Origin of the sequence: Leptospira sp. WS58.C1, assembly GCF_040833995.1 — a bacterium.
GTDB classification, from domain to species: domain Bacteria; phylum Spirochaetota; class Leptospiria; order Leptospirales; family Leptospiraceae; genus Leptospira_B; species Leptospira_B cinconiae.
Genome location: NZ_CP162138.1, coordinates 1 through 21,733, shown reverse-complemented (window position 1 = coordinate 21,733; position 21,733 = coordinate 1). Strand labels below are relative to the sequence as shown.

The window sequence follows — 21,733 nt, the reverse complement described above, 5'->3', positions numbered from 1 at the left end:
TCAATTGATCTAGAAATAAAATCTACTTCCATAGGAGAGAAATATGGACGAATACCTGATCTTAATGCGGCTGGATCTACTCACGAAAGAGGCGCAACCGTCTCCGGAACAAATGCAAGTGTATATGAAAATGTACCAGGACTGGGTGGGGGGAATTGCCGCTCAAAACAAATTCGTAGGCGGCACAGGTCTATCCACGGAAGGAAAAGTTATCAAATCCGGACAGATCATTACTGACGGACCATTCGCCGAAACAAAAGAATCCATAGCAGGATTTATCACGATCAAAGCCGAAAATTTCGAAGAGGCGGCGGATATAGCCAAGGCATGTCCAATTCTGAACGGACCCGGAAATAGTGTGGAAGTAAGAAAGATCGTGGGTGTGGACAATACACGTTAACCGACACTGATTGCGCACGAGTCTTATGCAAAGCCCGGAGATATTGCCTCATCTATTCAGGAACGAATATGCTAAAATTGTCTCCGTTCTTTGCAAACATATAGGTTTCGAAAGATTAGAAATTGCGGAAGAGATAGCAAGCGAGACCTTCTTAACCGCGACCGAGACCTGGGGGGTCAAAGGTAACCCACAAAACCCAACCGCTTGGTTATATGCAGTGGCAAAAAATAAGGCCAAAAATTATCTGCAAAGAAATTCTGTATTTCAAAATAAGATCCTCCCTGAACTCACTAAATCACAATCGGAATCTTTCGAGCCCGAGATAGATCTTTCTCCGGAAAATATATACGATAGCCAACTCAGAATGATGTTTACAATCTGCCATCCCTCCATCTCCCCGGAGGCGCAAGTTGGACTTTCTCTTAGGATCTTATGCGGTTTCGGGATAGAAGAGATCTCAGATGCATTCTTGACCAATAAAGAAACGATCAATAAGAGGCTATTCAGAGCGAAAGAAAAATTAAGAGAAGAAAAGATCCGGATCGAACTTCCGGAATCGGAGGAGATAGAAGGCAGGTTAGGCTCGGTACTTTCTACGATCTATTTATTATTCAATGAAGGGTATCATTCCATCAGCCAAAACAAAACGTTACGAAAAGATCTTTGTTTAGAAGCGATCCGTCTTTGCAGCATGCTAGTGGAGAATACGGTCACAGACAAACCCCAAGTGTACGCACTTCTTGCATTGATGTGTTTTCACACTTCCAGATTCGAAGCAAGGCAAGATGAAAAAGGAGAACAGATCCTTTACCAAGACCAGGACACAAACCTTTGGAATTATGATCTAATTGCGAAGGGAGAAATTTTCCTAAACAAAGCAGCAAGCGGGACCATGCTCACCAAATATCATCTGGAAGCAGGAATTGCGTACTGGCATACTCAAAAGGAAGATACCAAAGAAAAATGGGAAAATATTTTACAATTATACAATCGCCTACTTCAGCTACAATATTCTCCGATTGCCGCTTTAAATAGAACATACGCACTTTCTAAAGCAAATAGTAAAGAAGAAGCGATCATCGAAGCAGAAAAATTAAACCTAACGGATAATCATTTTTATTTTGCTCTTTTAGGAGAATTGTATTTAGATATAGATAGATCCAAGTCGGAAGAAAATTTTCGTAAAGCGCTTTCGCTTGCAAAAACATCTCACGATAAAAGTAGTATCCAGAAAAAGATCGATCGACTTTCAAAGTAAACAAATGTCCAAGACAAAGAATACAAAACATATTAGCGTTACTATCCCCGTCGCCCAAAAGGTCGCTTACGAATATCTCTCCGAACCTAAAAATTTCCCGGAATGGGCCTCCGGCTTATGTAAATCCATTTCCCCATTAGGAAATGGAGAATGGTCTATCGATTCCCCCATGGGACTACTCACCGCAAAATTTACGGACAAAAACCCGTATGGGGTCTTGGATCATTATGTGATCTTTAGTCCTGAAAATATTTCCTATAATCCTCTAAGGATCATTGAGAACGGAGAAGGGAGTGAGCTGATCTTTACATTATTCCAAACGGAAGGTATGACTCCCGAAAAATTCGAAGAGGATTCCGACTGGATCAAAAAGGATCTAGAAGAGCTTAAAGGAATTCTAATAAATAAATTCGCACACTAAGGCGGATCAAGCGTAAAGATCAGGATGATAAAGGGAGAAGGCCCGTTCCAGAATGGATTTCAGACCGATCCCGCTCCTAAAATTCCCTTCCACTCTGACTTCGGGAGGAAGAACTCTGTCCAGGTCCCGATTAAATGCGTGAAGTTGGGGCCCATATACAGGAAGTGCATCTTTCCAAACAGTCACATAATGATTCAAAGGAACTCCGCTTTCGGAAAATAGTTTTTTACGGTCCTCTTCCACTACGGAGATGATCTCTTCTTCCGTTTTGGAGGAAATTTCCCTGTCTCCCGCTCCCCCCATGATAAAAGTTTCGGAGTGGACCCCTTCGGAAGTCCTACCGGCGAATATAAAATCGTTGAATAAGATCCCTCTGCATCTGATCCCCAATTCGGAAGAAAAACTTTTATGATCTTTCGGAAATAAGACTCCGAATCCTTTTTTTCCGTTTAAGATGGAATCCTTTCCGAAACGGGTCACGCTTACGATAGGCAATGTATCCAACATTCCTTGGTAGGATTTGAATTCTTTATATTCCGATTTTAAAAGTTTCAATGCGGTGCCAAGATTCGTTGCGATAGTGATCTTGGACTTAGGATAAGTTGCTCTCAATTCTTTTAAGCTAGCGATGTCCTGATTGTATTTGATCTTTCCTTGGGAAGACACTCTTGCTTCCAAAGCTCCAAGTAAAGTCCCGATGCCTCCTCTAAAACTTACGGTACCCCTTCTTCCTGGAAGGAGTTTCGGCTTTCCTTTTTTAGAATTTCGAAGATGTAGAATGTTTTTCCAAAGAGGAGCTTGCTCCGGAAGAAATTTTCCAAGCACAAATTCCGCAGACATTACATCCAGATCGCCCGCGTAAATTCCGCCTAACGCAGGTTCCAACACTTTGCTAAGCGTTTTTTCGCCCAGGACCCTTTTACCCCATTTGTAAATGGATTCTCCCGGGATGGGCTGGGAAGGGACAGTCAATACGGAAAATGCCAGAGAGATTATTTCGAAAACGGAAAGAGGCATTCTTTTCATCTTCCCGTCCGAGAATATATAACGTTTTTTAGATGCAGGATTGGAGAATAAAATATCCAGTCCCAATCGAGAAGAGAGGTTTTCCAACTCCCAACAATTCAGAATACCGTTGGCTGCCCTTTCCACAATCCCGTATTCCGTGCGGACAGAACGGATCAACCCGCCGGCACTTTCTTTTTTTTCCAGCACTAATACGGACTCACCTTTCTCTAAGGAAAGGAATGCGTGCAGAAGGCCTGTAAAGCCAGCGCCGATTACTATATGATCCGGAACCCATTTCGCCACGGATACAAAGTAATGGAATAGAAACTATTGGCAATAAAATCCTAGATTTTCCTCCAAAAGGAGGAAAAGTTTTTATCAAGATCAGAATTCGAATCTGTAACCCATAGTATATTTGGTTTCCATTCCGGAGTAGGTCCCGTTACTGGAAAATCCGCTACCCGCTCCGACGCCTGCCGGTATCGCGGATATTACCATCCCCTTACTTTGACCGTCTGAAAACTGGACTACCGATTTGATAGAATTTGCAAACACATAAGAATCGATCAGGTTAATTAGGTAAATTCCACCTAACACGTATAAGGCGCCCTGATACTCTCTGAAATTTTTGTCAGCCTCTTCTCTTTTTAACTGAACTTGACTGGATTGATTCGCTAAATATGCATCGATGGGGGATAAAGAAGGGGTAGCGGCCGCTTGTGCCTGACCGAGAGCCGCAAGTGTCAGACTTTCTTTCGTGTATGGATTTCCTAGATCGCCATACTCTTTTACGGAAGTTCTGTATACTCTGAACTTATCGTAAGCTACGAAGGCTGCGGCTGCGAATAGGGTAGGGTAGAGGAGCGATTGGAACTTTCTATCCGTATAATATTGTCCCCAACCGGGAACGACGGCGGATCTCATGAGTGCATTGAGAGGACGTTTTACCTCTTGTTTTCGAAGTTCTTCCTGTCGACGTGCTTCTTCTTCCGCTGCGGCTTGTTTTTTCAGATCTTCTTCTTTTAGTTTTTCTTCCTCTAATTTTCTCTGAGCGGCTTCTTTGTCTTCTTCTTCCTTTTTTTCCGCTGCGAGTTTGTCCTCTTCCTCTTTACGGATCTTCTCCTCTTCGTCGTCGTTTACTTCTTGGAAAAGGATTTTAAGGATCAGGTCTTTATCTATTTTACGTTTTCCTGATTCTGTTTGAAGAAGGACCGAATGTTGATTTTGTGTGATGATTTCCCCATTTACCTTTCCGCCTTCTCTCAAAAGTACGGTGACCGGGAAAATACCTATAGGTGCAAAAACGATCAACAAGATCGGGATTATTTTTTTTAAATGTAAAGATAACATTTCAAAAGCGAAAAAGTGTTAAACCACTAAAGTCCCCAAAGTATTGGACGAAAAGAAATTAATTTCCAAATGAGTCCTTTCTAAAGGAAGAAACAGCTATTGGACCCGAATATTTCAGAAAGCGAGTCAAATAGACTGAGAAAATACCTTGGTTTCAGGACTTTTTCTCCTCAAACGCATGTCCAAGCCGGTACATGCATTCCTTAAGAAAGGTTTTCCCAGGTCCGTTAAAACAAGGGTTTTTCCTTTCCACTCGATTAAATTATCGTCTTCCATACTGGCCAAATAGAGGCGAACCTCTTCAAAAATCGGCTCCGGCACCTCTACTTTTCCTAGAGTGGAAAGTTTTAGGATCAGTTCTCTATGAACTAGATCTTCCGAATTTAATTTATGTCCCCTGAGTATTGCCTGTCCGTTTTCCGAAATTCTTCTTTGGTATTTTTTCAGGATCTTTTCGTTCTGATAAAAACAATCCCAACTATCCGAAATTGCAGACACCCCCAAACCTAAAAGTAAGTCGGTAGACTTGGTGGTATAACCCATAAAATTTCGATGAAGATTTCCACTCTGATAAGCTGCGTAGAGCGAATCCGACTCTAAAGCGAAATGGTCCATTCCGATTTCTTTATATCCGGCGCTTAAAAAAAGTTCTCTGCCGATCTCATACAGTTCCCTTTTTTCTTCTCCCTTAGGAAGATCGTTTTCCGTGAATAATCTTTGTGCCGCTTTGATCCAAGGTACATGAGCATAACTGTAGAATGCGATACGATCCGGCCTAAGGTCCAAAGTTTTTCGGATCGTTTCCTTCATACTTTCTTTCGTTTGTTTAGGAAGCCCGTATATCAGATCGAAATTGACGGAATGATATCCTAACGTACGAGCACCTTGAGTGATTGTTTCCGTCAGTTCAAAAGGTTGGATCCGATTTACCAATCTTTGCACTTCCGGATCGAAATCCTGGACCCCCAAACTGATCCTTCTAAATCCGTACTTTGCCAGTATTTCCAGCTGGGAAAGCCTGGTCCTTCTCGGGTCCACTTCCAAAGAGAATTCGGGAGAATCGGATACATTCCAAGAATCTAAAAGTGGCTTTAACAAACTTTCTAAATTGGATTCGGAAAGATACGTAGGGGAGCCTCCGCCTAAATGTAACTCCCTCAATTCCCGTTTAGTTAGTTCGGGAAGCTCCTCCTGGTATTTTCGGAATTCCTGTAATACCGTTTCTATATAAGGATCTTCGACAGAGTGATTCTTAGTAATGGAAGTGTTACATCCGCAGAAAGAACAAAGAGTTTCGCAAAAAGGAATATGAAGATACAAGGCTACGGAAGAATCGTCAGGGACCAACCTTCTTCGAAGCGCATCTATCCATTCTTCTCTTGTAGGATTATCTTCCCAATAAGGAACGGTGGGGTAGCTAGTATATCTAGGTGCCGGAACATCGTATTTTCGAATCAAATCGGATTTGGAATTCATACGAAGGCCTCACGGATGGTATTTACGAAAGTTCTAATATTCGCTTCCGGGGTTTTTGGCAGGACTCCATGCCCTAAGCCGCAAACCCATCCCGCTCTTTTTTCCGGGATCAATTCTAAGAAAGGCCTGATCCAACGATTTAAATATTTCTTAAATTCTCCGGACTCCATGAATAATAATGCCTGATCGAAGTTTCCTTGCACAAAATGAGATCCGTTTCCTAGAAAGCCGACGATGTCGGTTCGATGATCCATCCCAAAACCGGTCAGACCTGAAACTTCCCTAAGAGACTGCAAAGAACCTGGTGCCAGATTTTTAGCATAATAACCGATTTTGCCGGGAAACGCCTCTACCAGAACTTGGATGGTTGGCAAAATCGCCTCTTGGAAGAATACTGGAGAAGCATCCCCCGCTGCTGTGTCGAAGATCATCACGATCTCAGCGCCACCTTCCAATTGAAGCCTTATATTCTCTTTTAATAATGCCAGGATTCTCTCGTAAAAACCCTCCCTCAGTTCCGCAGAAACTTTTGGAAGTATTAGATTTCCATCATGTTTACCCTGAGTAGCATAACAAAACAAAGTCCAAGGCCCGCCTATAAACCCGATCAGGGATTTATCCTTCGGGATCCGTTTTCTGGTTCGGATCACCGCCTCCTTCTGGAATCCCATAAACTCCACCGCTTGTTCCAATGGATAAAACCGTTTCAGATCTTCTACGGTAGAAAGATGCCAACCTAGCTTAGGACCTTCTTCCCCGAAACGTAATCCCATTCCGAATGCCTCTAAAGGAAAAAGAATATCGGAGAATAAAATGGCAGTATCAAAATCGAAATCATTCACGGGACCGAAAGCCACTTCCGCCGCAAGTTCTGGGACCTTACATAACTCTTCGAAAGAATATTTCTTTCTTAAATTTTGATAATGCCAGTGATAACGTCCGGCCTGGCGCATCATCCAAATCGGAGGAGTCACCTGAGGCTCTAACTTAAGTGCAGCTTGGAATCTAGTATTAGACATTTTTTAAGTCTCCGATCCATTGGTAGCCGACTCCTCTCACGGAACGGATCGCATCTTCGCCTCTATCTCCGAAGGCTTGGCGTAATCTAACAATGGAATTATCTATAGTTCTATTTGTGGGGAATTTTTCCTCTCCCCAAAGGCGGTCCAGGATCTCATCTCGGCTGACCGTTCTTCCTCTTTCTTCCACTAAAAAATTCAAAAGAGCGCAGTCTCTTTTGGAAAGATGGATCTCTTCTTTGGAAGGTGTATGAATACAATATCCGTAAAAATCCAGAAGGTAACCTTCGTAAGAATATTTAGCCTGTTTTATGGAATGTTTATGAGATTCTAATACGTGCTTAACCCTGATCAGCAATTCCTTTAAGTGAAAAGGTTTGGGTATAAACTCTTCAGCACCAAGTTCGAATCCCTTCAAACGTTCCGGCGCACCCGAATGTGCGGTTAAAAACAAAAATGGAGGACAATCTTTTCTGGATTTTAATTCTTCCGCCAACTCGAATCCATCTCCGTCCGGCAAACGAACATCTAAAAGTATCAGATCCGGTTTGGATTCAGCGGCTAAAACTTTTGCGGACTGAGCGGAAACGGTCCATACCATTTCGTATCCTTCTTTTTCCAACCGTTCCTTTAAAGTTTCACCTAAAGAGCGGTCATCTTCCACTAATAATAATTTCGCTTTCATGCACCACTTCTCCTTTGAGAAGAATAAGAGGGGAGGACCAACTCCGCTAAAAATCCTCCCGACTCGGAATTTCGAACGGAGAAGCTCCCATCCATTCTTTTAGCCAACTTTTCGGCGATATACAATCCTACACCGGTGCCGCTAGTGCTTGTATGCCTTAAAAATAATCTTCCTAATAATTTAAAATCACCGGAGAAACCTTTTCCGTTGTCTTCGAATTTGAATTTGATCTTATCTCCGGAAATCGGTTCGGAAAGAATTTTTACTTTTGTGGCCCTTCCGTGTTGGACAGAGTTTTCTAAAAGATTTCTGAAAATACTTTCTAAGGCCCTTCTATCCGCTAACACTTTGGTCTCTTTCCATTCCGTTTGGATATCCAACTCGGACCATTCTTCTCTTAGACTTTCTTCCCAGTGTCGGAGGTCCAACTCTTCTAAATATAATCCTTCGGATCTCATGAGGCTCGCCAGATATAGCGCCTTGTTCATCTGGGATTCTATCCGATCGGAGTCTTTTAATAATCTATGAAGAAGTTTGTCTTTTCCCGCATCCACACCTTCTTCCAATAAACTCTCCGCTTGTAATCTGAGACTTGCCAAAGGAGTTTTCATTTCATGGGTAACAGTGGAAAAAAAATCGTGAATGAGTTTATTTCTTTTTTCTTCTCGGAAGGTAAGCCAAATTAAAGTTCCGCCGCCGGTCACTAACAAGAAGAGAAAAAAGGTGCCTTCCATTTTGATCATGGAACTTTGTCTTTCGAGTTTATCTAAAAAATCGCTTTCGATCTTGGAACCCAAACGAGATGCAAGTTCGGTCGCCATTCTATTTTGTCTTAATCCCAAAAAAAGCCACCAGACCCCGAGCGAAACCGTGGTCAAGACCCAGATAACCGGTAAAACGATCTTTTTAGAGTCTGAGATCTTCATACTTTCAATTTTTTTAATGCGGAATCCGCTTTCTCCAATGTTTCGGAAAGTATTCTATCGGAATGAGCATAACTTAAAAAACCGACTTCATAACCGGACGGAGCCAGATAAATTCCTTCCGAAAGAAACGCATGGAAAACTTTTGCAAAACCTTCCTTATGGCCCGCAGGGATTTTATCCACAGTGCGGATCGGGGAAGGGGACCTTTTATGGAACCAAAACAGAGAAGAATGTATACTGGAATCCCAATCTCCCTCCGGATCTCTCTCCCTTAAAATAGAGACCATCCCGGAAACAAAAGACTTGGTGCGATTTTCTAAAACCGCATGCACATTTTCTTTTTCACATTTTTGTAAAGTTGCAAGGCCCGCCCTCATCCCGAAAGGACTAGCGCTCAATGTTCCCGCTTGGTAAACAGGGCCCTGAGGAGCGACCAGATCCAATAAGTCGGCTTTTCCAGCATAGGCTCCGACAGGAAATCCGCCACCGATGATCTTTCCGTACGTCACAAGATCGGGTGCAATCCCCAATTCACCGCTCATACCGGTTAGGCCCACACGAAAACCGCTGATGACCTCGTCAAAAAGAACAAGACTTCCATGTTTTCTAGCAATCTCGACGATCTTCGATAAGAATTCTTTTCTTTGTATCAATAAACCGTAATTTGCCGGAAGAGGTTCGATCACTAATGCGGCGATATTTTTGCCTTCTTTTGCAAAAAGTTCCTCTACCGCTTTTTCATCGTCTAGAGGAAGAACCAATGTGTTTTTGATCAGCTCGGAACCGATCCCGGCGCTATCGGAAGAAGATTCTCCCGCAAGTCCTGAGCCCGCTTTTACAAGCAATGCATCCAAATGACCATGATAACATCCGTCAAATTTTAGGATCTTATCCCTACCGGTTGCCGCACGGGCCACACGTAATGCGCTCATTACCGCTTCGGTTCCACTGTTTACAAATCGGATCTTTTCTACCCAAGGGATCTTGGAAACGATCCATTCTGCAAGTTCTAACGAATAAGGTTCCGCGGCCCCAAAACTCCAGGCAAGATCTGCGGTTTCGGAAACGATTTTTTGGACTTCTTCGTCTCTATGACCTAGGATCAAGGGCCCAAAGCTTAAACAATAATCTATATATTCTTTTCCGGAAACATCCGTAAGTTTCGCACCTTTTCCGGATCGGAAGAAAACGGGATCTCCTCCCACGGAACGAAAGGATCTAACGGGAGAATGTACTCCCCCCGGCGCTACTTTTTTTGCTCTTTCAAAAAGTTCCTTAGAACTTGGAAACATCAGCCTAAAATCTCCTTTCCTCTTCTTGCTGCGTAAGTGATCAGATAAGAAGCGCCGGCCCTGGAGAACACTTGCCAGGTTTCCTTAAGTGCATCTTCAAATTTACAAAATCCGTTTTCTGCAAGCATTGCAATCGATGCATATTCACCGCTCACTTGGTAGGCGCCCACAGGCAGACCGGTTTGTTCTTTGATCGGCAAGATCAGATCTATAGAAGTTATACCCGGCTTAACCATTAAAAGATCCGCACCTTCTTCCGTATCTCTGACAGAAGAAAGAATGGAATCTTCTCTGTTTCTCACATCGATCTGATACGAAGAACGGTCCCCATGACCGGGAGCCGACTCTGCTGCTTCTCTAAACGGACCGTAAAAATGGCTCTTAAATTTTGTGGAATAACTCATGATCGGAACATGCTGAAAACCGTTGGAGTCCAGAATATTTCTGTGACTTCTAATTCTTCCATCCATCATATCGGAAGGAGAAATTCCGTCCGCACCGGACTCCGCATAACAAAGCGCAAGTTCGGAAAGTCTTTTGACGGAACTTACATTGTCTATTCTACCTTTCGGATCCAAAAGCCCGCAATGACCGTGAGTGGTCAAAGAACAAAGACAAGTATCCACCCAAAGAAACGCCTCGGGGAATTTGGATTTAATATTACCTATTACATTTTTATAAAACGATTTAGGAATAGAATCGTCCGACTTTTTCTCGGGAACCAGGAATAGAAGAAAATGTTCCACACCATTCTTCAAATCCGATTCGATCTGGAAAAGAATGGATTCTTGGCTATCTCGGAATACTCCCGGTAATGAGGACATTTTTTCGGGAGATTTCAGACTTTCCGCCACGAATATCGGTTGGACTAGTTTTTTAGGGTTCAAACTCTCCGAAGACACCAAATTTCTGAGCGGGGCATTGAGGCGATTTCTTCTCAGGCCCAACAAACTCTCGGAACTCATACAACACCTCTTTTTGTACCGAAATCCAGGACTTCACCTTTGCAGGCCTTTTCCCAGGATTCAAAGTTCGGAAATGCGAAAATTTTCGCATCCGAACCTAATATTTTTCTAATATATTTATACGTGGCTCCCGTCCCGCAAGAATGGATACGAGAACCGATTTCCGGATTTTTTTTATAAGCACGATCGAATTGAGAAGCACTCATCCAGAAAAAGTGGGAATATCCGGAAAGATCAGGCTGTTCCGAATCGAAATCCACTTTATAAGTTACGAATCTTCTCCAGACACCTTCTATAATATCGCTTTCCTCATGCGTGAGTTTGATGAAGTCGGGATCGGATTCGTAAAAACTAACGATTTCTTTTGCATCCTCTTCGCCTAAACCGTCGGTGGAGCCGTTCACCCAAACATCGCGGGAGGCTAATTTTTCCCAGGTTTTTGCACCCGCTACAATAAAGATCGTATCAGTCCCTGGCAATTCCCAATCCTTTGGCAAAGAATCCGCACGAGAAACAAACCAAAACTTTTCTTTCGGAACGGAGGTTTGGACAGGAGAACGTTTCATTCTAAAACCCTGTCTTGGTTTCGGAAACATAAGATCCAAGGAAGAAGGCAGCGGCAATTCTTCCCCTCTCCATCTATCGAAAGCATCCAGCTCGTAGCCGTTATCCGTTTTACCTCGAACAAATAGAAAATCGGAAGGTCCGCCCAAAATCACGGAAACTCCGATCTTTTGGTGACAACCTCCGCCGAAATAAGAGAGAATTTTTCTCTCTTCTAAGACCGCTTCTTCTTCCTTCGGATTAGTAAGCGGAAGCAAAAGTTTTTTCGTCTTTTCGTCGCCTTTTCGGATTTCGGCAGCAAGCGCGCCTTGCGCAGGTGCATTCGGATTTTTTGATAAAGGCAGAACCATAAAAAGTTCATTTGTGATCGAAGATCGGATCTCCTTTCTGAGTTCTGAATATTCTTCCGTGGAAGAAAAAGAAAAGTTTTCGGAAATAAGACGATCCAGCGCCGCTTTTGCAACCACAAGGCCGGAGACTTCCGGATCCGCTTTCCATTTGCGAATCCTTGTTTGGACATTTCCTCTTACGGGATGAAAACTGATCGGCAAATTTTGGAGCCGAGAAGGGAGTGCAGTCGGAAGAAACGCGGAAAGATTATATTCTCTTCTGGGACTAGAAGAATGGATCTTAATTTCTTTAGGAGGATTTGCATAAGAAGATCTTTTAAAAAGCAGAACATCTCTTTGGTCTGCACGAGGAAGGACCATTATAATTTCCGTGCCTTCGTGACCTTCCAGATCCAGATCTTTAAAGGAATGAACGACTACATCCACATTTCCTTGGACGAGTTCTTTGGTTAAATCTTGGGTGAATACACCTCTAGTTCCCATTTTCCAGAGAGGAGTGCTTAGGTCTTGGTCCCCACTTGCTTCCTTGAAAAAAAGTTGGAGCTCCAACTCAGGATACAATTTGCGCAAGTGATCATGTACGAGGCAGGTCTGTAATTTTGCGAGGGAACTTTTTCGGGAACCGATTCTTAAAACGTCGGACAAGGTAGGTCATCCCAACCGAATACAATTTGATGAGCTTCCAGTTCTCTTTCTTCCAGAAGCTCGTCTAAGACGGATTTTAATTCTTCCTTCACTTTTTTAGTCCTTTCTTCCGTTTCTTTCAAAGAAGAAAGCATATCTGCAAAAGAAATGTATACGATATCTGTAGGCCAAGATCCTTCCAAAGGTTCTTCTCTGAAATCGAGAACCAAGGTCCCTGGGGTCAATTTATCCATCCAAGCGGAAAAATCCATAGGAGCTGCGATCACCCAAGCTTCTCCATTCGGAGACCAGTCTTCCATTAAATGAGAAGTGGAACCGGAAACAGAAGATAAAAATTCCAACCGATTAGGATTACGTCCAACGATCTTAGTCTTTCTATTGGAATGCGAAAGCCAAGGTAGGATTTTTTCAGCAAGCTGGCCTGTCCCAAACAGTGTGATTTCTTTCGGAGGATTGGAAGCCTCGGATAAATATTTATCCGCCAAACCACCGTAAGATTGTTCGCCTAAATTTTGCAAATAACCGGAGCGAAGAGTCCTACAATCCTCGATCAGATTGTCTCTGAGTTTTGCCAAATAATCTCCGAAAGCAAGATCAGGTACTTCTTGAAATCTTTGTTTGAACTGAGAAAGGACTTCCGTCTCTCCGAACAATTTCGATCTTAAGCCGGAGATAATTTCAAGGAGAAGTCGGTATGCTTCGTAACCGGATTTCACTTCCCAATGAGCCGGGAGATCTTCCGGATTTGGATGAATCCTGGAATCGGAAACAAGAACAGTGCGCATACAAGTCTTCCAAGAAAAAGCCTCAGGAAGAGAGAATAATTCCCTGTCGGAAGATTCAGAATGAAAAACCTGTAATGTGGACCACATCTATCTTCGATCATACCTGATTCAGGGCCTTATTTGTCAAAATACTGTCAGAGAGATCCGAAAAATATTCCTCTTGCAAGTGTTGAGAACGAATTTCAAAATGACCTCATGGTTTGGGACATAGGATTCCAAGATAAAATTGTGTATCTCGTTGTCGGCTCTGCAGCGGTTTATTTGAGCTTTCCGCTCGTTTCTTCCATGAAAAGTTTATTTAGCAAAACTCAAACAAAAGAGACGAGTTTCGGTTGTTACGAAGCCGCCTGTTCCTCTTGCGAAGTGAAGATTGATAAAAATCAAAAAACCTTATCGAAACGAAAGCAGGGATAATTCCAAAAGAGTCATCGCAATCCCGTCTTCATTATTCGAATATTTGGTAATATAAGAAGCTCCTTCTTTCAAACTGGACACTGCATTCTTCATCGCAAATCCATATCCGGAAGAAAAAAGCATTTCTTTATCATTCAATTCGTCCCCGAAAGAGATCACTCCCGCCTCGTTTAAATCTGAAATATTTAAATATGACTGGATTGCCGTCCATTTGGAGACTCCCTTCTCCAAAACTTCCAAACAATACGAAACTCCGGGGATTTTTGTGATTACGGTTCTATACTCCGAGGCCTCCGGCAAAGAGAGAAGTTCCCTTTCCAACTCGATCAATTCTTCCTTTATTAAAGAAAGATAACATACCACAAGCGCTCGATCGGAAGAATGTTCCAAAAGATCACCGACCACCTTGGTCCTCGCGATATCTCCGCCTGAATAATGATGATATTTATCGTCCGTGATCGGAGACTCGAGCAAGATATCGATCCCTTCTTCGAAGCGGTCCACATGGAGAAGGGGAGAATGGCCTTTCTTCTTTCCCAAGGATAAAACTGCGGTTGCTGCTTCTTTGGAGATATATGTTTCCGAAATTCTTTCTCCAGTCGGTGAACTTCTGAGCACTTGCCCATTATTAGCCACTACGGTTACATTTCCCCGAAATTCCAGAGCATAGGGAAGAGCAGAAGAAAACCTTCTGCCAGTAGCGATGATCAGCCCAACCCCTTGATCCAATGCGGACTGCAAAACATAATGATTCAAACTAGAAATGGAGGCCCGAGAATCCAGCAGAGTCCCATCCAAATCCATGGCGATCGTATGGAAGGGTAGATGCCCATCCAATTTTGGGAATTTATAGTCCGTCCCTACGCTTAGGTTATCGATAAGTATCCGCTTTTTGGCCTCAAGAGCCTGGACCTTTTGGTCCGGGCTCTTATCGGAATGAGAATTCGAAATAATGTCCAAGGAAACCTACAATTCTTTTCCAGTAGACCCGGGGGCAGGAGTTCCTTCCACCCCCTTTTTTCGTTTCCAAGAGAATCAAAACCGATTCCCTGGAAGAATGGAACTCAGTCTGGCATATTCTCCCTGCCCAAACGATACATTCATCTTCTATCATCTAATTTCCGGAAAGACTCAGGCGCCATTCTCCATCAAAGAAGAATTATACGATGTGGAACAACTGAACCAATTCGCGGACAAAGGAAAATTTCAGGCCACGAAAATTTCCTTCGCCGCATTATTCCATGTAGCTGATAAATATTCTCTTTTGGATAGCGGGTCTGCACTTGGTAGGAACTGCGGCCCAATCATCGTAAAAAAAGCGGGCTCCTCGGTAGGAACTCCCAACGGAAAAAAAATTTTGGTCCCAGGGCTTTGGACAACTGCCAATTTACTTACACATCTATATTTAAAAGGGGATTTTACACCGGTTCCCACACGCTACGATCTGATCTTGGACAAAGTAAAAAACGGAGAGGCTGATTTCGGGATCGTCATTCACGAAGAAAGATTCACCTACCAAGCAAGAGGTCTCGAAAAAGTAGAAGATTTAGGAGAATGGTGGGAAGGCACAACCGGAGCCCATATTCCGCTCGGATGTATTGCGATCCGCAGAGACCTTTCTTCGCAAATCAAACAGGACCTGGACTCGGCAATTAAGGAAAGTCTGTCTCTCGCATACCAAAACAGAGAAAGTATGTACGATTATATCTTAAAACATTCCCAAACCACAACGAGAAAAGTGGCGGATGCGCATATAGATCTGTATGTGAACGAATTTTCTAAAAGCCTAGGAAACGAAGGAGAAAGGGCGATCCGCTTATTACAACAAAAGGCCCTCGAAACAGGATTACTTCCTCCCGAAAAAGAGAAGGAACTATTTCTTTAATTTTTCAGTTCTCTCACTATATCCAAACTCGCAGGAGATTGGTTTAGAGTGTAAAGATGAATTCCAGGAGCTCCCAGTTCGACCAATTCACGGCATTGACCTACGGAGAATTGTATACTTCTTTTATAAAATTCTTCCGGTATATCCTTTACCTCTTCCAGATCGGAAACTAGTTTTTCCGGAAATTCGCAAGCGGCCATCGACTTAAATCTTTCTATCTGAGCAAAAGAAGTGATCGGCATGATCCCAGGGATCACAGGAACATTGATGCCTTTTTTTCGGATCAAATCCAAAAAAGATTCAAAATTGGAATTTTTAAAAAACAATTGAGAGACCAGATAAGAAGCGCCCGAATCCACTTTACGTTTTAGGTTATCCACATCGGATTCTAGGCTTGGAGCTTCGGGATGTTTTTCCGGATAACAAGCGGCCCCCATACAAAAATCGAAACCTTCTTGTTTAATAAAAGAGATAAGCTCGCTTGCGTAACCGAAACCGCCTTCTACTTTTTTGAAAGTCCCTTCTCCTTTCGGAGGATCTCCTCGGAGAGCCATTAAGTTCTCGATCCCGGACTCTCGAATCTGTTTTAAGATCACCCGGATCTCGTCCTTATTGCCGCCAACGCAAGTAAAATGAGCCGCCGCAGGAAGAGAAAACTTTTTAGCCAACTCGGAAGTGATACGAATAGTCTTATCCCGGGTAGAACCTCCCGCCCCGTAGGTCACAGTGATATAACCCGGATCCACCTTTGACAATTCTTCCACTGCTTCGAATAATTTCGTTTCTCCTTCAGGAGTTTTAGGCGGAAAAAATTCGAAAGAGTAAACCGGCGCTTTTGCCGTTTTATAAATTTCTAATATCTTTTTCATTCTAACCTTTCCCCGCAGATGGGGAATTTTTCAACTACAGCAGAGAAGGACCTGAATAGGGCCTCTGCCGTTTCTTTGTAAGCCCAGAGATTTTGCGACAAGCGCCCCGGGTTTTAAATTTTCAGGAGCAACTCGGACTGCATGGCCTCCGGTAAGACCAGAACATAATAGATCTCCAGGTTGTACAGGATAAGATTGAGCCTCTACATTCGCAAGGACCACTCCCGCAATTGCAACAAGCCATTGGCCTTCCGCTTGAGGTTTATCCCCCAAGACCAATGCCGCAGATTTCACAGCAACACCTACGATATTTGTGGCATTCGGCTGTCTGGATTTATGAAGTTTACCGTCTTCGCCCATAGCAAGAAGATCACCTTCAGCAATCACATCGGAAGATTGTACGGGGAAAAATTTAGCGATACAATCCGTACCTTTTCCCGTTTGCAAATATACAGTTCCTATAAAATCGGAATCACCTTCAGCCAAGATCGCTTTGCCTGAACCTGTTTCGTTCAGACTTGGTATCCCTTTCCCGCTCGCATATACCGCGTGACCTGATCTAGAATGGAACCATCCACCGAATCCTCTTTTGGCTAGACCCAAAATACCGGCGGATTCTTTTTCTCCGGAAGCGCTATCACCTCGAACTCCGAATTTTTCTCCGAAGCCCAAGATCCCGGAAAATCTACCGGAACCAACAATACCCGCTCCTTTTTCGCTCTCATTTCTTGCATAAGCAAGTCCTGCGTTTTCAGGAGGAGGGGAGATATTTGCATAAGGAGCCTCTATGGAACCCTTCAATCTCAGATATCCGGTATGAGAGCTGAAATCATGCTCTTTTGGAGCGTAATCATGAGTATGAGAAAGAGGCTGCCTTGCATCCGACAATCTAGGATCATCGGAAGAAACCACATGCCCAGGGATAGATTTCCCCTTTGGAGCGACAGTTACGATACCCGGATACTCGGTACTAGCGTTACGCAACCTTTCGTCGTCACCTTGGACGACCGCACCTTCTTTCGCTTCTCCGGAACGTGCCAGCTTTACAATCCCGTAAGACTGAGGAGTGGAAATTTTTAATCTCTTATCATTTCCCTGAACTGCCGCATCCGCAGACTCTTCTCCATTGGAGGCAAATCTCAAAATACCGGGACTTTCCGTAGTCGCATGGCGTAGCCTAGGATCATCCGAAGTGACCACTTTTCCGGGGCTTGCATCTCCCGGGGAAGCCAATTGTACTAAACCGAATTTTTGAGCAGTCGCATGTTTTAGACGATCGTCATTTCCCTGAACAACGGTACCTTCTTTCGTTTCGCCATTCTCCGCAAGCTCTACGATACCAAAACTTTGAGTGGTAGAAGGTTTTAAACGATCATCATTTCCTTGCACGACCCTATCTGCCCGATTTTCGCCGTTGGATGCAAGTCTCACAAGGCCGTAAGAAGCCTCAGTGGAATGTTTTAATCTTCTGTCGCTACCCTGGACAACGACACCTTCCTTTTCTTCTCCATCGGAAGCAAGCTCCACAATACCTTTATACTCGGTAGAACCGTCTCTCAACCTTCTATCATTTGCCTGAACTGCGGCACCTTCGGAAGTTTCGCCGTCGATTGCAAGCCTCACAAGTCCCGATCTTAAAACGGTAGCATAAGGAAGAGGTTCCGCAGTAGGTTTATGAGTCAGCTCGCTTAAATACGGAGCCGCGTACAATTCCACCTCTACGATGCTTGTGGAGTATTTTTCTTTGCCTTGGACCTTACGAGGGCGAGAAACGAATTTCAAAAAGCGAATATTCGTAGGCAAAAATCTCCATTGATACCAGGTTCCCAACTCGGACAAGAATTGGTTCTCCTCTAAAAGCTGATTCCAGGTCAGATCGTCTTCGCTATAATATACGGTAAACGTTTCTGGAAAAGGTAAATGACCGTCCTTCGGCGAAAGAATTCTCAACTCGTTCACTCTACTGATAGAGCCTAGATCCATCAGGAAAAATTCTTCCTTCGGCTGATTCGATTCGAGAGAAGACCAGCCGTAATCCGGTCTTTCATCGATCAGATTTTCTTTTACCCAAAACCTGTCTTTTTCGGAGCTTACTTCTAATTTAGTGACCCCTGAAATGCCGACTTCCAAAGTGCCGATAGAAACTTTAAATTTGGATCCTTCTTTTTCGGAAACCTTACTGACCAATTTTAAAAAGTTAGCGCGGACCAAGGAGAAGTTCCATTGTCCTACTTTTTTATTCAATCTCCTGAAACCTGTTTCCTGTAGGATCGGTTCCCAAACTTTTCCATCCAAGGAAATTTCGAATTTGAAAGAATCGGGAAAGAAGGCGCCGGATTGTTCCGATTGATATAACTTGATCTGATTAAAACTAGAGCCTTGATTTAAAACCAAAGTCAAGACCCCGACACCGGAATGGTCCAATAGCTCAGAATAAGAACGAAGTCCTCCATCCTTAAATTCGAACGTACCTTTGGTCTTAATTTCGTTTACTTTAACTTGTCGAGGATGGCTGATCCGGATGGATTCTTCATTCATAAGAGCTTTAACGTGGTCCTTTTAAACATGTACCCGGTTTTCTTCGGCTTTTGCAGAAAATATAACCAGTATCGAGGGGTGGATTTTGTCTGTGAAGTACTTTGTAATGATCATTCTCAGTGGATCAGGAAGAGGATCTTTCACTAAAAGAGTTTTGCCATCCGGTTCGACCTGAACTTTCTCCAATACTTCCACACTGCTTCTAGAAAGATTCCCCTTACACCATTCTAAGAACCCCATCCAAGAGGCTTCTTTTCCAGAAGAATGTCTCAGGTCCTGGGGCTGGATAGGGGAGGTGTGCTCAAAATTCGGCCGCCTGGTCGCGGAGAGATTTTTACAAATCCCACGAATATAATGTAAATTATCACCGAGTCCTTGTGCCTTCGCAATTTCCATTGCTTCGGTGAGTATGTCTTCTCCGTAACGGTCTTTTAAAGAATCCAAACTTAATTCTTTCTTTTCCAAACTAGGTTTTTGGTTTTGGGTATTATGGATGGTTATATTTATATTGTTTGGGTTTCCGGCTCCACCCCCCTCCGGGCTACCAGCCAACACCCCAGGGGAGCCTCCCGATCCACCTCTGGGGTTTCCAAAAATAACCCCCTGGGGTGGAATTTTGGACCCGGGGTAGTTGAAGCAAAAATAGTAGGTAGAGTTTTTATGACCAGTCCCAGGGACAAATTGGAGAAGGCCCGCTCTTACTAGGTCTTTCTTTCCTTCATTGATGGATTTTTTAGTCTTTAATCCTGTAAGCCGGATCAAACTTTCGTTACTAGGCCAGACGGGCTTAAATGTCTGGTCACTAAATTTAAGCAGGACGAGATATAGGGTCTTTGCAGCTGGAGAAAGAGTGGCCCAAACCCCGGAATCTATGATGTCCGAGAGGAATTTTATATATGGAAAATGCTCGCCCATACCTTGGATCCTCTTTTGCCCACTAGGCAAAAAAATTAATTTTAAGCAAAAAATCCGAAGGTAGTTGACATTTATCCGACATAAGGTTATTTATGTCTCATCCAACAACATTCCTTCGGGAAGGTCCGGCCCCTGGGCAAACCAGGGGAGTTTTTTTATCTCAGACCGACGGCAATGTTTCTTCCCTCTCTCTTCCGGTTCGGGAGAAAGTACTACATTTCCGTTTAGAATATTATGTCACATATTGGGGCTTTTTTCAGCTTCGTCAACTCATTCCCAAATTTTTGAGCCCGAGTCCGATAAAATCTTTTACTAAGTACATGTTTGCACCTTAGTAATTCGTTTAACAATAATTGTTATTCGATTTTGTCTTTCGGTTCCGGATCTTATTTTCCGAATTTTTTGGAAATTTCTTTTTTCACGAATTTATGAAGTTCGGCAAGGAAGGTTTCATCTTCTGTCGAGATGATTACACTTGTGCCTTTTTTTATAATTTTATAAGGGTAGGGGGAAGCTGCGGATTTTTCGGATCCGGATTTGGTGCTGATTTGGCTTGGGGAAAATAATCCACCTTCTTCCGCTCTGTTAAAAGTTTTTGCGTCTTTTACTGTTTTTAATTCACCGGAATTGAATTTTTCGAGAAAATCCTTTAGGGTACCTTTTTTAGCTGCAGAGGCTGCCTGCACCAACAGGTTTTTCGACTCTATCCCTGCATCTCGGCAAATTTTTAGGTCTTCTTTGGAAAGAGAGGAGATCCCCAAAAGTTCAGTCATATAACTTCTACTTTTTCCAAACAGATTACCTAATTCCAGGTCGGTATAAGAAAAAGAACTTTTGAGATGAGTCATGGCTTCTATCTCTTCATACGGAGATAAATTTTCTCTCTGTAAGTTTTCTATGATTGCAAGTCGGAAAGTTTCCTTTGCATCCTTGTCCAAGATTTTACATTCCACTTCCTGCCATTTGAGAAGGGTAGCAGCGTGAAATCTTCTTTCTCCGGCGATGATCGTATAATATTCTTCGTCTGCTTTTTTGGTGACTAAGATGGGCTGAAGAAGTCCATCCTTATCCAAGCTTTGGGCAAGCTCTTCTACGCCTTTTTTTCTTTCTTGTCTAGGCTGGCTTTCCGAAGGACGAATCTTATCCAGTCGGATCTTTCGGATTGTACCTTCCAGTTTTTCTGCCTGAAATACATCTGCGAGGGAGCCTAATCGTTTACTTTTTGAGCTCATTCAAAAATTCCTCAATGAAGCCTTCATATTCCTGGGCTTGGCGGCTAGACTTATTGTATTCGTAAACTGACTTTCTTGCCAGGTGAGATTCTCCCACTGCCACCCCGTCCGAGATACTATTGTCAAAAATCCTAAAATATTTCGTAAGGACCGGTATAATCGTTTTGGTAAGAAGTGTCTGGGGCTTGAGTTGAGTAACCAATGCTCCCATGATTTCTAAACTGGGATTGATCCTTTTTTTAATACTAGTAATTGTTTGTTGTAGTCCTAAGATCCCATCCACGGAAAACTTTTCCGCCTGAAGGGGGATGATTACATAGTTGGAGGCAACAAGAGCGTTTATGGTAAAGATCGAAAGGCTAGGCGGGCAATCGATTATACAAAAATCCATTTCCTTTTCTAGGTCCGCAAGAGCATCCCTTAAAATATAAGGCGCGTCTACGATAGCTGCAATTGTCTCTGCCTCTGCAAGGGTCAGGCGAGAGGGGGCGATGTTCAGGTTCTCAACCTCGGTCTTAACCATAACTTCCCTGATTTTCGCTTTGGATTGAAAAATATTATGCATGGATTTTTCTAACCCTTCTGGATTCAGGAAAATCCCTGTGGAATTTGCCTGAGGGTCGATATCGATCAGTAGAGTTTTTTTACCTCTTCTGGCGAGACCCCAGGCTAAATTCAGGGAGGTGGTGGTTTTGCCTTCCCCTCCCTTTTGGTTTGCGATGGATACTACAATCAT

The 21,733-nt window shown here is 43.2% G+C and carries 20 protein-coding genes; 4 read left to right on the top strand and 16 right to left on the bottom strand.

Annotation, left to right across the window (positions count from 1 at the left end; translation table 11 throughout):
- The first annotated feature begins 43 nt into the window (after positions 1–43).
- Genes AB3N61_RS17160 through AB3N61_RS17150 form a run of 3 tightly spaced genes read left to right on the top strand, consistent with a single transcriptional unit; the run spans position 44 to position 2,079 of the window.
- On the top strand, positions 44–400 hold the full coding sequence (locus AB3N61_RS17160) for a YciI family protein (protein ID WP_020770157.1): 357 nt from the start codon (positions 44–46) through the stop codon (positions 398–400).
- Positions 401–425: 25 nt separating this feature from the next.
- Positions 426–1,658, top strand: coding sequence for an RNA polymerase sigma factor (locus AB3N61_RS17155; RefSeq protein WP_367899268.1), 1,233 nt, complete (start codon positions 426–428; stop codon positions 1,656–1,658).
- A gap of 4 nt (positions 1,659–1,662) precedes the next feature.
- Positions 1,663–2,079, top strand: coding sequence for an SRPBCC family protein (locus AB3N61_RS17150; RefSeq protein ID WP_367899267.1), 417 nt, complete (start codon positions 1,663–1,665; stop codon positions 2,077–2,079).
- A 6-nt stretch (positions 2,080–2,085) separates the two neighbouring features.
- Here AB3N61_RS17150 and hemG read toward each other — a convergent pair whose 3' ends face one another.
- The 11 genes from hemG to AB3N61_RS17095 all read right to left on the bottom strand — a co-directional run bounded on the left by hemG (position 2,086) and on the right by AB3N61_RS17095 (position 14,362).
- Positions 2,086–3,390, bottom strand: coding sequence for a protoporphyrinogen oxidase (gene hemG / locus AB3N61_RS17145; RefSeq protein ID WP_020770037.1), 1,305 nt, complete (start codon positions 3,388–3,390; stop codon positions 2,086–2,088).
- A gap of 81 nt (positions 3,391–3,471) precedes the next feature.
- The gene (locus tag AB3N61_RS17140; RefSeq protein ID WP_367899266.1) at positions 3,472–4,437 is read right to left on the bottom strand and encodes an LA_0442/LA_0875 N-terminal domain-containing protein; all 966 of its coding nucleotides are present in this window, start codon (positions 4,435–4,437) and stop codon (positions 3,472–3,474) included.
- Positions 4,438–4,563: 126 nt separating this feature from the next.
- The gene (gene hemN / locus AB3N61_RS17135; RefSeq protein WP_367899265.1) at positions 4,564–5,913 is read right to left on the bottom strand and encodes an oxygen-independent coproporphyrinogen III oxidase; all 1,350 of its coding nucleotides are present in this window, start codon (positions 5,911–5,913) and stop codon (positions 4,564–4,566) included.
- A complete protein-coding gene (locus AB3N61_RS17130) occupies positions 5,910–6,932 on the bottom strand; it encodes a uroporphyrinogen decarboxylase family protein (RefSeq protein ID WP_367899264.1) in 1,023 nt (340 codons plus the stop codon). The genes hemN and AB3N61_RS17130 overlap by 4 nt, the downstream gene beginning before the upstream one ends.
- Positions 6,925–7,617: a response regulator transcription factor gene (locus tag AB3N61_RS17125; RefSeq protein ID WP_367899263.1), complete on the bottom strand. Its 693-nt coding sequence runs from the start codon at positions 7,615–7,617 to the stop codon at positions 6,925–6,927. Before AB3N61_RS17125 ends, AB3N61_RS17130 begins: the two co-directional genes overlap by 8 nt.
- Entirely contained in the window at positions 7,614–8,543 is a 930-nt protein-coding gene (locus AB3N61_RS17120) for a sensor histidine kinase (RefSeq protein ID WP_020770039.1), read from the bottom strand. The genes AB3N61_RS17125 and AB3N61_RS17120 overlap by 4 nt, the downstream gene beginning before the upstream one ends.
- Positions 8,540–9,835 carry a glutamate-1-semialdehyde 2,1-aminomutase gene (hemL, locus tag AB3N61_RS17115; RefSeq protein ID WP_367899262.1) on the bottom strand — a complete coding sequence of 432 codons (1,296 nt, stop codon included), beginning with the start codon at positions 9,833–9,835 and terminating at the stop codon, positions 8,540–8,542. The genes AB3N61_RS17120 and hemL overlap by 4 nt, the downstream gene beginning before the upstream one ends.
- The gene (gene hemB / locus AB3N61_RS17110) at positions 9,835–10,800 is read right to left on the bottom strand and encodes a porphobilinogen synthase (RefSeq protein WP_367899261.1); all 966 of its coding nucleotides are present in this window, start codon (positions 10,798–10,800) and stop codon (positions 9,835–9,837) included. Before hemB ends, hemL begins: the two co-directional genes overlap by 1 nt.
- Positions 10,797–12,359 (bottom strand): uroporphyrinogen synthase, encoded by a 1,563-nt coding sequence (locus AB3N61_RS17105; protein ID WP_367899260.1) that lies wholly within the window; start codon positions 12,357–12,359, stop codon positions 10,797–10,799. Before AB3N61_RS17105 ends, hemB begins: the two co-directional genes overlap by 4 nt.
- On the bottom strand, positions 12,344–13,231 hold the full coding sequence (locus AB3N61_RS17100; protein ID WP_020770027.1) for a glutamyl-tRNAGlu reductase: 888 nt from the start codon (positions 13,229–13,231) through the stop codon (positions 12,344–12,346). Before AB3N61_RS17100 ends, AB3N61_RS17105 begins: the two co-directional genes overlap by 16 nt.
- A gap of 303 nt (positions 13,232–13,534) precedes the next feature.
- Complete coding sequence (locus AB3N61_RS17095) at positions 13,535–14,362, bottom strand: HAD-IIB family hydrolase (RefSeq protein ID WP_367899346.1); 828 nt, start codon at positions 14,360–14,362, stop codon at positions 13,535–13,537.
- A 253-nt stretch (positions 14,363–14,615) separates the two neighbouring features.
- Here AB3N61_RS17095 and AB3N61_RS17090 point away from each other — a divergent pair, with 253 nt between their 5' ends.
- Complete coding sequence (locus AB3N61_RS17090; protein WP_367899345.1) at positions 14,616–15,443, top strand: 1,4-dihydroxy-6-naphthoate synthase; 828 nt, start codon at positions 14,616–14,618, stop codon at positions 15,441–15,443.
- Here the strand turns inward: AB3N61_RS17090 and metF are convergent.
- From metF to AB3N61_RS17065, 5 genes are all read right to left on the bottom strand, one after another.
- On the bottom strand, positions 15,440–16,312 hold the full coding sequence (gene metF / locus AB3N61_RS17085; protein ID WP_367899259.1) for a methylenetetrahydrofolate reductase [NAD(P)H]: 873 nt from the start codon (positions 16,310–16,312) through the stop codon (positions 15,440–15,442). The two genes, AB3N61_RS17090 and metF, sit on opposite strands and share 4 nt — an antisense overlap.
- A gap of 30 nt (positions 16,313–16,342) precedes the next feature.
- Entirely contained in the window at positions 16,343–18,850 is a 2,508-nt protein-coding gene (locus tag AB3N61_RS17080; RefSeq protein WP_367899258.1) for a discoidin domain-containing protein, read from the bottom strand.
- Between the two features lie 21 nt (positions 18,851–18,871).
- Complete coding sequence (locus tag AB3N61_RS17075) at positions 18,872–19,765, bottom strand: helix-turn-helix domain-containing protein (protein ID WP_367899257.1); 894 nt, start codon at positions 19,763–19,765, stop codon at positions 18,872–18,874.
- A gap of 386 nt (positions 19,766–20,151) precedes the next feature.
- A complete protein-coding gene (locus AB3N61_RS17070; protein ID WP_367899256.1) occupies positions 20,152–20,997 on the bottom strand; it encodes a ParB/RepB/Spo0J family partition protein in 846 nt (281 codons plus the stop codon).
- Positions 20,981–21,733: a ParA family protein gene (locus AB3N61_RS17065; RefSeq protein WP_008589135.1), complete on the bottom strand. Its 753-nt coding sequence runs from the start codon at positions 21,731–21,733 to the stop codon at positions 20,981–20,983. The genes AB3N61_RS17070 and AB3N61_RS17065 overlap by 17 nt, the downstream gene beginning before the upstream one ends.

Excerpts from the sequence above, each read along its gene's own strand:
- AB3N61_RS17160 (WP_020770157.1), top strand. The coding sequence starts at position 44 with ATGGACGAATACCTGATCTTAATGCGGCTGGATCTACTCACGAAAGAG.
- AB3N61_RS17155 (WP_367899268.1), top strand. The coding sequence starts at position 426 with ATGCAAAGCCCGGAGATATTGCCTCATCTATTCAGGAACGAATATGCT.
- AB3N61_RS17150 (WP_367899267.1), top strand. The coding sequence starts at position 1,663 with ATGTCCAAGACAAAGAATACAAAACATATTAGCGTTACTATCCCCGTC.
- AB3N61_RS17140 (WP_367899266.1), bottom strand. The coding sequence starts at position 4,437 with ATGTTATCTTTACATTTAAAAAAAATAATCCCGATCTTGTTGATCGTT.
- hemN (WP_367899265.1), bottom strand. The coding sequence starts at position 5,913 with ATGAATTCCAAATCCGATTTGATTCGAAAATACGATGTTCCGGCACCT.
- AB3N61_RS17130 (WP_367899264.1), bottom strand. The coding sequence starts at position 6,932 with ATGTCTAATACTAGATTCCAAGCTGCACTTAAGTTAGAGCCTCAGGTG.
- AB3N61_RS17125 (WP_367899263.1), bottom strand. The coding sequence starts at position 7,617 with ATGAAAGCGAAATTATTATTAGTGGAAGATGACCGCTCTTTAGGTGAA.
- AB3N61_RS17120 (WP_020770039.1), bottom strand. The coding sequence starts at position 8,543 with ATGAAGATCTCAGACTCTAAAAAGATCGTTTTACCGGTTATCTGGGTC.
- hemL (WP_367899262.1), bottom strand. The coding sequence starts at position 9,835 with ATGTTTCCAAGTTCTAAGGAACTTTTTGAAAGAGCAAAAAAAGTAGCG.
- hemB (WP_367899261.1), bottom strand. The coding sequence starts at position 10,800 with ATGAGTTCCGAGAGTTTGTTGGGCCTGAGAAGAAATCGCCTCAATGCC.
- AB3N61_RS17100 (WP_020770027.1), bottom strand. The coding sequence starts at position 13,231 with ATGTGGTCCACATTACAGGTTTTTCATTCTGAATCTTCCGACAGGGAA.
- AB3N61_RS17095 (WP_367899346.1), bottom strand. The coding sequence starts at position 14,362 with ATGGATTTGGATGGGACTCTGCTGGATTCTCGGGCCTCCATTTCTAGT.
- AB3N61_RS17090 (WP_367899345.1), top strand. The coding sequence starts at position 14,616 with ATGGAACTCAGTCTGGCATATTCTCCCTGCCCAAACGATACATTCATC.
- metF (WP_367899259.1), bottom strand. The coding sequence starts at position 16,312 with ATGAAAAAGATATTAGAAATTTATAAAACGGCAAAAGCGCCGGTTTAC.
- AB3N61_RS17080 (WP_367899258.1), bottom strand. The coding sequence starts at position 18,850 with ATGAATGAAGAATCCATCCGGATCAGCCATCCTCGACAAGTTAAAGTA.
- AB3N61_RS17075 (WP_367899257.1), bottom strand. The coding sequence starts at position 19,765 with ATGGGCGAGCATTTTCCATATATAAAATTCCTCTCGGACATCATAGAT.
- AB3N61_RS17070 (WP_367899256.1), bottom strand. The coding sequence starts at position 20,997 with ATGAGCTCAAAAAGTAAACGATTAGGCTCCCTCGCAGATGTATTTCAG.
- AB3N61_RS17065 (WP_008589135.1), bottom strand. The coding sequence starts at position 21,733 with ATGATTGTAGTATCCATCGCAAACCAAAAGGGAGGGGAAGGCAAAACC.